This window comes from Massilia putida, assembly GCF_001941825.1.
Classification (GTDB): Bacteria; Pseudomonadota; Gammaproteobacteria; order Burkholderiales; family Burkholderiaceae_D; genus Telluria; species Telluria putida.
Genome location: NZ_CP019038.1, coordinates 3,502,677 through 3,514,051, shown reverse-complemented (window position 1 = coordinate 3,514,051; position 11,375 = coordinate 3,502,677). Strand labels below are relative to the sequence as shown.

The window sequence follows — 11,375 nt, the reverse complement described above, 5'->3', positions numbered from 1 at the left end:
TCCTCACAATCTGGTGCACAACACGAGGTCGCCCGGCCCGACCTCCAGGGTGCGCAGCATGGCGTCCGTCAAATGGATGTTTTCCGTGTGGTCGATCGGCGGGCAGTCGGCCAGGATCGCCCGCAACCCGGTGGTGCGCCGGTTGCTGACCAGATAGCGTGCGCGGCCGGCCGCCGGCGCATCGTCCGTGCGCCGCACCAGCCGCGTCGTCGACTGCGAGAAAGAGCGCAATGCCTGCCGGCTCGCCTGCAGGATCGGGCCGCCATCGAAAATGTCGATGAACTGGTCGGTCCCGAAGCCCTCGTCCGCGAGAATGCGGTACGCCAGTTCGCCCAGCGGGTGCACCTGCCCCATCGCGGCCTGGGCGCTCCCCGGCAGCAGGGGAACGTAGATCGGGTAATGGGGCATCAGTTCGACGATCATCGATCGGTTGCGGGTGGCCTGGACCGCCCGTTCGGCGTCGAGGAAATCGATGTTGAAGAACTTCCTCCCGAGCGCTTCCCAGAATGGCGAGACGCCGTCCGGGCCCGTATAGCCGGGCGGCGACGCGAAGATGGATTCGCCGACCCGGTGTGGCTCGGCCGCGGCGAACAGCAGGCGCGTGCGCGACAGCAGGTCGGCGCCGTCGCCCGCCTGCTCGGGCGTGCGCACCCAGAAACCCGACAATTGGGAATGCGCCGTCAGGTCCGAGCTCAGCTCCAGCACGTGCACGCCATGGCTGATGCCCAGGTCGCGCGATACCTGGTGGATGACTTCGTTGCGGAAGGCGAAGAACGTGCCGCTGGCGCCGGCGCGCGCGCTCAGCATGGCGGCGCCGTGCACCGCATCGTCGTCGCTCGATGCCAGCACGAACAGATAGGCTTCCTCGCCTGGGAACTTGACGGTGGCGTCGAACGATGCCATCGAATGCCGTATCACCTGCGCCATCGCTTGCGCGTCGTGCGGCAACGAGTGCGCGCCTTGCCGCGCATGGTGGACGAGCGCGCTGACGTCTTCCGGCTCCGCCGGGCGTACAAAGAACATGGTTTGCTTCTCGTGAAAGAGTCGGAGGAGTTGATGCAAGGATTCTAGGAGCCCGCCCGCCGCCGATCTTTCGAAATTGCGACGGCGCAAGACAGAAAGCGATGCATCGACGGCGAGCCCGGCCGCTGCCGCGTGCACGCGGCGCGTGCGCTCAGTGACCGGTCAGCTTGCGCTGTCGCTCGTCGCGCGGCTTGATGCCGAAATGAGTTCCGTACGCCGATGCGAAATGGGAGCCGGACGAAAACCCGCACATCAGGCCGACCTGCACGATCGAGTAGTTGGTCTCCAGCAGGAGCGTGCGCGCCTTCGCGAGTCGCAGCTCCAGGTAATAGCGCGACGGTACACTGTCGAGGAATTGCCGGAACTGGCGCTCGAGCTGGCGCCGCGACAGCCCCACCAGTGTGGCGATCTCGTCCGTCGAAAGCGGCTCTTCGATATTCGCCTCCATCAGTGCCACCGCTTCGGTGAGCTTGGGCTGCAGCATGCCGAAGCGCGATTGCAGCGTCAGCCGCTGGCGGTCGTCGGCACTGCGCACCCGATCGACGTACAAGGCGTCCTGCACGGCGAGCTGGACTTCGCTGCCCCAGATTCGTCCGATCAGGGCCAGGGCGAAATCGATACCGGCCGCACCGCCGCAGCAGCTCAGCCGATGACCGTCGATCTCGTAGAAATGCTGGGTGAGGATCGCGCGCTCGACCATGTCCCCGGCGTCCAGCAGCAGGTTGCGCGGCAGGGCGGTGCGGGCGCCGTCCATCGCGCCCGCCTTGGTCAACCAGAGCACGGGGCAGCCGATGGCACCCCAGAAGCACGCCAGGCGCAGGCTGTCGTAGGCGCTGCGCCATCTGGCCGGGGCGGGCGTCGACGGCGAATCGTCCCCCACCAGCAAGGCGATATGCGCGCGATGCTCCTGAGGCACCGTATCGAGCGTGGAGGTCGTCAGTCGCACGCGGTCCGGGCCGAGCAGATCGCTGACGATGGCGAATGGCCGGATGAACGCCGCCGACGAGAACGACGGCAGGGGGTCCGTCTCGACCACCAGGATCGTCAGCGGAACGTCGCGGGCAATGCGGGTGAGCTCCGAAACCTCAGCCATGTCCGCCTTGTGTTCGGATCCCACGAGAGGGAGGCACTGGTGGTCGCGCGAGGTGGAGAGCGGTAGCGTCGCGCTGTTTGATGCTAGTCATCGGTTCATTGCCGGTCGTATTGCAATGCGCACGCGAGCGACAGCGCAGTCAGCGAATCCCTGCGCAGAGTTGCATTGCATCCACATGGTTAGGGCTGGTCAGGATCTTGCGTCGAAGAAAATATGCCTGTATGAATCTTATGTGCTCTACATTCTTTTGATCTATCGAAATAGCGACGGCAAATGTCAGGAAATAGCTGCCGCTTTGTGCTAGCCCGCCAAGGGCGCGCCCCGCGCGCTGCGCGACCCTACGATTTTTGACATTTATCGTCGCAATTTCGATGTATGCAGGGCGGGCATGACCGTTAAGATGGGCAGGGAGTTTTTTCTTGAACGCAAGTACGTTGCTGCGCCGGGGCGTGCTATGACCGGCCAGACCCTGCTCCACCATGTTCGTGCCGATTGCGCCTATGGATGATCAAAGACCGATGAATAGCTCAGACAAGCTCGATGCATGGCCTTCTTCCCGGTCTTCGGTTCCGCGGCACATTGGTTTCGAATGAGAAACTGACATGTCCGCGCCTTCCGGTTCACCGTTATTTCTCGTCAAGCGACGCGCAACCAATGGCCCCGGTAAGTAAAGCGGAGGCGCTTGCGGCGCCCGGGCCCGGCGCCGACCCATCCCTGTACGCACGTTTCCGCACCCGGCAGGCTGCGTCTGCCGGCGCGGCCGCGCCGATGACGCCAACAACGAAACACGTTGTCGACGGACGCGGCCACCTCGGCGGGAAAGTGCCGCGTCGTAACCATCCACATCGTTTCAACATTCCAACACCGAAAGAAAAAATGGAAGCACTGAGGAGACTGTTGTCGTGCATGAGCAATGCTGCGTTGTCGGACCGCGTCCAGGTACGAATACCCAAGACGGTGACGGCAGGCGGTAGACCGGTCGCCGTTCCCGGGCCGGCTCTCCTGTCGTTCGGATGTTCCGGCGCACGCAAGGGGCCCGGCCCCGGGACGATCCAGTTCGTCGAGGAGGCAGCATGAAGCAGACCCTGGGCCAAAAGCTCATCCGCACCAAGACGTCCGAGCACAAGCTCGATGACGGCCATGCCCCCGCCCTGGACCGTTCGCTGGGCTTGTTTCCCCTGACCATGATCGGCGTCGGCGCCACGATCGGCACCGGCATCTTCTTCACGATGGTCGAAGCCGTGCCGAAGGCCGGTCCGGCCGTCGTGCTGTCGTTCCTGATGGCCGCCATCACGGCGGGCCTCACGGCGCTGTGCTATGCCGAACTGGCCAACCGCGTGCCCGCCGCCGGCTCCTCGTATTCGTTCGCCTACGCCACCGTGGGCGAGTTCGCCGCCTTCATCGTCGCGGCCTGCCTGCTGCTGGAATACGGCCTCGCCGCCAGCGCGACGGCCATCGGCTGGTCGGATTACCTGAATAACTTCCTGCAGAACGCGCTCGGCTGGCAGATTCCCGACGCGCTGCGCTCGCCCCTGATCGTCGCGGGCAAGACCGGCGGCGTCGAGATCCACGCCGGCCATATCAACCTGCCGCCGATCCTGCTGGTCGTGCTGTGCTGCGTGCTGCTGATCCGCGGCACCAAGGAATCGGCCACGACGAACGCCATCACGGTGCTCATCAAGCTGGCGATCCTCGTGTTCTTTTCCGCGATCGCGCTGTCCGGCTTCGACATCCACAACTTCCACCCGTTCGTCTGGCCGGCAAACGGCAAGGGCATCGGCGGCCTGGCCGGCGTGACGGCGGCCGCGGGCACGGTGTTCTTTTCGTTCATCGGCCTGGACACCATCGCCACGGCCGGCGAAGAGGTCAAGGACCCCACGCGCGACGTCCCGATCGGCATCCTGGCCGCCCTCGGCATCGTCACGGTGTTCTACATGCTGGTGGCGATCGCCGCCCTGGGCGCCCAGCCGGCGTCGATGTTCGCGGGCCAGGAAGCAGGCCTCGCCGTGATCCTGCAGCACGTGACCGGCAAGGCGTGGCCGACGCTGGTGCTGTCGGCCGGCGCCGTCATCTCCGTGTTCTCCGTGACGCTGGTGACCATCTACGGCCAGACGCGCATCCTGTACGCCATCGCCAAGGACGGCCTCGTGCCGAAAGCCTTCCGCAAGGTCAACCCACGCACGCAGTCGCCGGTGACGAACACGCTCATCGTCAGCATCGCCGTGGGGCTCGTGGCGGGTCTGGTCGACTCCACCTTCCTGTGGGACATGGTGAGCATGGGCACGCTGGTCGCGTTCATCGTCGTGTCGATCGCCGTGCCGGTCATCCGCCGCAAGCAGGGCGACACGGGGCGCAAAGGGTTCCGCGTGCCGTTCGGGCCTTACCTGGTGCCGGGCCTGTCGATCCTCGCCTGCCTGTACCTCGTGGGCGGGCTGTCCAGCACGACCTATACGGTGTTTGCCATCTGGATGACGGTGGCCGTGCTCACCTATTTTGGCTACGGGATCCACAACAGCCGGTTGAACAAGGTGGATGCGGCGCAGGTGGAGTTGGTGCACTGACGCCGATCGTCGTCCCCGCGAAAGCGGGGAACCATGCTGAGTGACAGAATTCCGTATATCGGAACGCTGCGCTATCTCCAGTCATCCGGCTTCGGAAAATCAGCATGGATTCCCGCGTGCGCGGGAAGTCATTTCCGGCAATGCCGGGAATGACAGGTGCCTACCGGGCCAGCGGCCTCACGTAGGTCAACAGGCTGACCAGAGTTTTCCCCGGCTCCTCCCACGGGATCATGTGTGCCGAGCGCTCGAACCACACGGCCTGTTTCGACGGCGCCTTCACCTGCGCCAGCCATGCGGCGGTCGGCGCCGTCGGCGTCGTGTAATCGTGCCGGCCGAGGAACATCACCACCGGGATCGGGAACGTCTTCACGTCCGTAAAGTCCACCTGCACGAACTCCGGCAGGATGCGCCCCAGCGTGAGCAGGCTGCCCTGGTCGATGTCCTTCGCCTGTTTCGCATCGTATTCCGGCGACAGGCGCGGGCCGTCGAAATAATAGGCGGACTCGCTGCGGTACGCGCTCAAGCCGCCGTAGTACTGCGGCCATTTGCGCGCCACAATGATGCGCTCGCGCGTGATCGGCTGGTTGCCGGGGTAGGGCGCGATCGACTGCAGATCACGCAGCGCTTCCTCGTTGTCGTGCGCCTTCGCCTGCTCCAGCGCGTAGTCGAAGCTGATGCGTTTGTTCTCGCGTACGCTGATCACCTGGCCGATGCCGACGTAGGCATAGAACAGGTCCGGACGCTTCAGCGCCGCCTTCATGGCCACGATGGTGCCCCAGCTATGGCCCATCAGGATCAACTTCTTCTTGCCGTAGCGCCGGCGCAGGTGCTCGGCCACTTCGATGGCGTCGTCGACGTAGCGGTCGATGTGGATCGTGTCCGCGACCTTGCTTGGCTCGGCCTCGCCATACGTCTTGCCGGCGCCGCGCTGGTCCCAGTTCGCGATGGTGAAGTATTCCTCGAGCGGGCGCTCGAACTGCCACAGGGTCGGCGTGACGGGCGACGCGGGACCGCCGTGGACGAACAGGATCATCGGGTTGTCGCGTTCCTGGCCGCGCACGGTGAGCCATTGGTCGATGCCGCCGATGCGCGTCTTGTACGACTCCTGCACGCCGTGCGGCGCGACGATCTTGTCGAGGTCCGCCACGATGGCGCGGGCCTGCGTCCACGCCTGCGCCTTCGCGTCGTCCTGCGCGCGCACGTCCGCGCATGCGATGCCGAGCAGGGCCCAGCACCAGATCCAGATCTGCTTCATTTGCCATTCTCCTTATGCGTAATATGCAGGCAGTGTAAAGGGATGGCGTGACCCCGGCAGGCCCGATGGCATGGACTGCGCATTGCGCGGTATGAGATGCAGATGGCGCGGATGGAATACTTGGTACACTTGTTCGACTGTTAACGCGACGAAGGCCCCACCATGAACACACAGCCCCAGTCAACCCATGACGAAATCCGCCCTCCGCAGGTCGAATATCTGAGCGCTATCCTGCCGGACGATCCCTTACTGATGATGGGCGCCGGTCCGGTGCCGATCCCGAGCGCGGTCGCCCGGGCGAATTCGCTGGTCATCAACCATCTGGGCGAGACTATGGCGAAGATCATCAGCCAGGTGAAGGACATGGCCAGGTATGTCTTCCAGACCCGCTCCAACTGGGTGTTGGGGGTGGCCGGGCCCGGATCGGCCGCGATGGAAATGGCGATCTGCAATCTCGTCTGGCCCGGCACCCGCGTGCTGTCGATCTGCAACGGATTCTTCAGCGGCAGGATGGCGGAGATGAGCCGCCGCGCGGGGGCGGACGTCGTCACCATGAACGAGATCTTTCCGCATTCGATGTCGCTGGAACGGCTGGAAGAGCTGCTCGATCAACACCGGCCCCACTGCCTGACGCTCGTCCAGGGCGAGACGTCCAACACCACGTTCAACAACGACGTGAACAACATCGCGCGGCTGGCGAAATCGCGGGGATGCCTGGTCATCGTCGACGCCGTGTGCACGCTCAGCACGACGCCGTTCGAGATGGACAACTGGCAGGTGGATGCCGTGATTACCGGCGGCCAGAAAGGCTTGTCGTCGATTCCCGGCGTATCGCTGCTCGCGTTCTCCGATGCCGCGTGGAGCCGTATCCGCGAACGGCCGACGCCCAATACCCACTGGTGCCTGGACGCCCTGCTGGCCGAGAATTTCTGGCATAAGGCGTCGTACCACTACACGGCGCCGGTGTCGGGCGTGCTGGCGCTGCACGAGGCGTTGCGCCTGGTGTGCGAGGAAACGCTGCCGGTCAGGTTTGCGCGCCACCTGCGTTGCTCGACCGCGCTGCAACACAGCATCGAGGCGATGGGCCTGTCCCTGTTCGCACCCGCGGAATCGCGGCTCAACTCCGTCGTCGGGATCAATCTGCCGGATGGCGTCACCAACCAGGCCGTCTGCTCCACGATCTCCAGCCGCTACCAGGTCGAGATCTCGGGTTCCTTCGGGCTGCCGATCGTTAGGATCGGGCAGATGGGTGAGCAATGCCGCGCGCACCACCTGTTCCGCACGGTGCACGCGCTGGGCAGCACGATGCGCGACCTGGGCGCGACAGTGGACCTGCCGACCGGCATGGCCGAACTCGAGAACTCGCTGCAGCGGTCCAAAGTCGAGGCGGATTGACCGCCGGAGCGTCAGAACACGCCCATTTCCTTCAGCAGGTTGTCGGCGTGGTCCACCTTCTCCATATTCCACAGGATGTAGCGGATGTCGACCTGGATGTCGCGCGTGGCGCGCGGATTGAAATCCCAGTCGGAGATGATGGAATCGAGCGTGCCGTCGAACGCGAGGCCCACCAGTTCGCCGCGCGCGTTGAGCGCGGCCGACCCTGAGTTACCGCCCGTGATGTCCAGCGTGGCGAGGAAGTCGACGGGCACGGTCTTCAGTATCGGGTCGGTCCAGCGGCCGAAGTCCTTCGCGCGGATCGCGGCCAGCTGGCGTTCCGGGGCATTGAACTCGCCTTCGCCCGTGTGCTTGGCGACGACGCCTCTCACGGTCGTGAACGCGGTCCAGGACCCGGTGCCGTCGGCGCCGTAGTCGCGGCCCCTGACGTTGCCGAAGGTGACGCGCAGGGTGCTGTTCGCATCCGGGTAGACGGCTTGCCCCTTGCCGTGCATGTAGGCGATCTTGGCCTTCATGTAGCTGGCGTAGGCCTTCTGGATGTTCCCGGCCAGCTCGTCTTCTTCGGCCTCGTGCTTCATGTCCGCGTCGTACATGGCGACGGCGGCCTTGATGAAGCTGTCGTTGCTGGCTTTGAAATCCTGCGGGGTCTTGGTCAGCCACGCGGTGCGCACGTCCTTGTTCTGCAGCTGCGAGCCGGCATAGATGCGGTCGAGCAGCGCCTTCAGCTCGGCCTCGCCCATGCCCGGCCTGATGCCCAGCGCACTGTCGAACGCGGCGTCGTGTTGGTCGAGAGGCTGCGCGTTGTACTGCTTCAGGAAGTTCAGCACGAGGACCTTGTCGACTTTTTCGTCGTACGTGCGGTCCTGGCCGCCGATGACGGACGTCAGGCGCGGCACGTCGCGTTCCTGGTAGCCCGACTTGCGTTCGATGTCCGGCTTCGTGCGCTCGTTGGCCAGGCGGTACAGGGTGCGCGCCGAATTCAGGAAGCGCGGCATCGAATAGCCGAGGAAGAATTCGCGCTTCGTCTGCGCGTCGCGTTTGGCGATCAGCTGCTCGGCCGCGTCGATGTCGGCGCCGAATGCCGCCTTGCGCTGCGGGTTCGCATTCACCCAGGCCTTCAGCGCATTGTGCTCGGCCGTCTTGCGCGCGAGGATGTCGCTGCCTTCGTAGCTTGCGAGCATGCCTTTGCGGTTCTTGTAGTAGTTGTTGACGCTCGCGATCTGGCCCGCGTACTTCAGGTGCGCGGCCGGATCGTTCTTCGTCTCGCGTTCGATGATGGCCAGCGTTTCGCCGGACGCCTTCACGAACGCGGGATAATTCCAGTCGAACGTGAACGCCACTTCGGACGGCAGGCGGTGGCGGTTCGTGCGGCCCGGGTAGCCGAGGGCCATGACGAAATCGCCTTCGCGCACGCCGTCTTGAGCGATTCTCAACCACAGCTTCGGACGGTACGGGACGTTGTCCTTCGCGTAGTCCGCGGCTTTTCCATCCTTGCTGACGTAGGCGCGATAAAAGCCGTAGTCGCCGGTGTGGCGCGGCCACATCCAGTTGTCGAGGTCGCCGCCGAACTTGCCGATGCCGACCGGGGGCGCGTGCACGAGGCGCACGTCGCGGATCTCCAGCTGTTTGATACGGTAGAACTCCAGGCCGCCGTAGAAGCTCGCGACGGTGCAGCGGTATCCGGCTTCCTTCTCGCATTCCGCGACGAGGGATTTCTGGTTCTTCTCCATCGCGTCCAGGCGCGCCTTGCCCGTCAGCCTGGCGACGTCGGGAGAAACGACGCGGTTGCTGACGTTGGCGACTTCCTCCGTGACGAACACGCGGCTGCCCGGCGCGGCCGGCAATTCGTCGGCCATCGTCCGCGCCAGGAAGCCGTCGGCGAGCAGGTCGCGCTGCGGCGTCGAGTTGACGGCCACGCTGTTGTACACGCAGTGGTGATTCGTGATCACGAGGCCTTGCGGCGACACGAACGACGCCGAGCAGCCGCCCAGGCTCACGATGGCGCCCATCGGGAAGTCGGTCAGCCGGGTGAGCGCCGCCGGATCGAGCTTGAGGCCGTCGGCCTTGAGTTGCTTCGCGACTTGCGGCAACTGCTGCGGCATCCACATGCCTTCGTCGGCGTGCGCGGCGAAGGTGGCGAGGATGGCGAGCGAGAGAAGCGTTTTTTTCATGGCTTGTCCTTCGTCCGGTTACAGCTGCGCCCCGATCAGGTCCGCCAGCATGCCGCCGATCTTTTCCGTGAACGGCCGATTTTGCCACGCCTGCAACGTGACCGGACGCGCGTGCTTCCAGTCGTCGTCGAACACGGCCTCTTGCTGCCGGGCGAAGCCGGCATCGAGCACGTTCAGGTTCGCCTCGTCGTTGAGGATGAACGAGCGGTTGTCGAAATTGGTGGACCCCACGGAGACGAGCAGCGAATCCACGATCAGCGCCTTCACGTGGTACATCGTCGGCTGGTACTCGGCCATCCTGATACCGGCCGCTAACAGTTCTCCCCAGCGCTCGCGCGAGGCGGCGCGCACGACGTCGGAATCGATGATCGGTCCGGGCGTGATGATGCGCACGTCGACGCCGCGTTTCGCGGCCGCGATGAGCGCCTTGACGGCCAGCTTGTCCGGCACGAAGTACGAGTTCGACAGGTGGATGCTGTGGCGCGCGGCCGTGATGGCGAGCAGGTACATCAGGTGCATGCTCTCGCTGCCGCCCGTGGGCGAGCTGGAGAACATCTGCGCGGGCATATCGCCTTGCGCGACGAGCGCCGGGAAGTAAGCGGGGCCGTCGAGCACCTCGCCCGTCGCCTTCGTCCAGTTGTCGTTGAACACGGCCTGCATCTGCCCGACGACGGGGCCTTCGACGCGGAAGTGGGAATCGCGCCAATGGTCGGGGTCCTGGGCGTTGCCGCGCCATTTGTCGGCGATGCCGACGCCGCCCGTGAAGCCGACCTTGCCGTCGACGATCAGGAGTTTGCGGTGCGTGCGGTTGTTCAGGCGCGCCAGCTTCCACCAGACGGGCTTGTGGTAGCGGTGCACCTGCACGCCGGCGCGGCGCATCTGGTCGAGCGAGGCGTCGTCGATCTTCATGCTGCCGATCCAGTCGAGCAGCACGTGCACCTTGACGCCGGCGCGCGCCCGTTCCGACAGCGCTTCCGTGAATTCGCGGCCGATCGTGCCTTCCCAATAGATATAGGTTTCGAAGTTGATCGATTGTCGCGCCGAGCGGATCGCGTCCAGCATGGCGGGGAAAATCCGGTCGCCGTTGAGCAGCACGTCGGCCTTGTTGCCCTCGACGATGGGCGGGCCCAGCAGCACGCCCAGCGAGCGGCGGAACTGCGGATCGCCCGTGTCGTAGAGCCGGGTCAGTTGGGTGTCGATCTTCTTTTCGCCGGGCGAAAAGTTCAGTACGAGCAAGCCTGCCGCCAGGGTGGCGATGCAGGTGATGAGGACGACGATGGAACGTTTGATACGCATGAGCTCGACTTGAAGACGTAAAAAAACCAACGCCAGCCGACGTTGGTTTTCAAAGTGGGGCTTGCACCTTCTTAGCGGACGCGGCCGCGACGCAGCAGATTCACGATTGCGAGCAGAATCACAGCACCCAGGAACGACACCAGCAGCGACGATACGCTGAAGTCGTCGGAATTGATGGTGCCGCTGCCGAACAGCGGAGACAGCAGCCAGCCACCCAGGAAGGCTCCCACGATACCAACCACGACATTGAGAATCATGCCTTGCTCAGCATCCGTCTTCATGACCATGCTGGCGAGCCAGCCGAGCACACCACCGACAACGATCCAGATAATGAATAACATGTTGAGTCCTCCTCAAGTTGGAAAAAACATACTCCAGGCCAATTGAATGCCGAGGCCATGTGCAAAGTCTAGTGATGCACACGGTCCGGGGTCGGTGCGTTGCCGAACGTTAGACGCGCAAACCGGCGCAGCGTTCTGTTGTGGTGTGGAATGTCCCGGACTGGGTGCGTCAGCGAACAGAAGCGCACTGATGGGCAGGCATATCGTTTAAGCCACTTTGCATCAAGTGAACTTCAACAC

General features: G+C 64.3%; 9 protein-coding genes. 2 read left to right on the top strand and 7 right to left on the bottom strand.

What is annotated here, in order from left to right; genetic code table 11:
• Window positions 1–3: 3 nt before the first annotated feature.
• The 3 genes from BVG12_RS17840 to BVG12_RS34095 all read right to left on the bottom strand — a co-directional run bounded on the left by BVG12_RS17840 (window position 4) and on the right by BVG12_RS34095 (window position 2,597).
• Window positions 4–1,023, bottom strand: a complete 1,020-nt coding sequence (locus BVG12_RS17840) for an arginine N-succinyltransferase (protein ID WP_075793569.1) — start codon at window positions 1,021–1,023, stop codon at window positions 4–6.
• Window positions 1,024–1,174: 151 nt separating this feature from the next.
• Entirely contained in the window at window positions 1,175–2,116 is a 942-nt protein-coding gene (locus tag BVG12_RS17835; RefSeq protein WP_075793568.1) for a GlxA family transcriptional regulator, read from the bottom strand.
• Between the two features lie 139 nt (window positions 2,117–2,255).
• Window positions 2,256–2,597 carry a hypothetical protein gene (locus BVG12_RS34095; protein WP_156895666.1) on the bottom strand — a complete coding sequence of 114 codons (342 nt, stop codon included), beginning with the start codon at window positions 2,595–2,597 and terminating at the stop codon, window positions 2,256–2,258.
• 592 nt (window positions 2,598–3,189) lie between these two features.
• Here BVG12_RS34095 and BVG12_RS17830 point away from each other — a divergent pair.
• Complete coding sequence (locus BVG12_RS17830; RefSeq protein ID WP_075793567.1) at window positions 3,190–4,677, top strand: APC family permease; 1,488 nt, start codon at window positions 3,190–3,192, stop codon at window positions 4,675–4,677.
• 160 nt (window positions 4,678–4,837) lie between these two features.
• Here BVG12_RS17830 and BVG12_RS17825 read toward each other — a convergent pair whose 3' ends face one another.
• Entirely contained in the window at window positions 4,838–5,932 is a 1,095-nt protein-coding gene (locus tag BVG12_RS17825) for an alpha/beta fold hydrolase (protein ID WP_075793566.1), read from the bottom strand.
• Between the two features lie 162 nt (window positions 5,933–6,094).
• Here BVG12_RS17825 and BVG12_RS17820 point away from each other — a divergent pair, with 162 nt between their 5' ends.
• Entirely contained in the window at window positions 6,095–7,327 is a 1,233-nt protein-coding gene (locus BVG12_RS17820; RefSeq protein ID WP_075793565.1) for a pyridoxal-phosphate-dependent aminotransferase family protein, read from the top strand.
• An 11-nt stretch (window positions 7,328–7,338) separates the two neighbouring features.
• Here the strand turns inward: BVG12_RS17820 and BVG12_RS17815 are convergent, their stop codons facing one another.
• The 3 genes from BVG12_RS17815 to BVG12_RS17805 form a co-directional block, all read right to left on the bottom strand.
• Entirely contained in the window at window positions 7,339–9,498 is a 2,160-nt protein-coding gene (locus BVG12_RS17815; RefSeq protein WP_075793564.1) for a S46 family peptidase, read from the bottom strand.
• An 18-nt stretch (window positions 9,499–9,516) separates the two neighbouring features.
• A complete protein-coding gene (locus tag BVG12_RS17810) occupies window positions 9,517–10,794 on the bottom strand; it encodes a phospholipase D-like domain-containing protein (protein ID WP_075793563.1) in 1,278 nt (425 codons plus the stop codon).
• 71 nt (window positions 10,795–10,865) lie between these two features.
• On the bottom strand, window positions 10,866–11,135 hold the full coding sequence (locus BVG12_RS17805; RefSeq protein WP_036234577.1) for a GlsB/YeaQ/YmgE family stress response membrane protein: 270 nt from the start codon (window positions 11,133–11,135) through the stop codon (window positions 10,866–10,868).
• Between the last annotated feature and the right edge of the window lie 240 nt (window positions 11,136–11,375).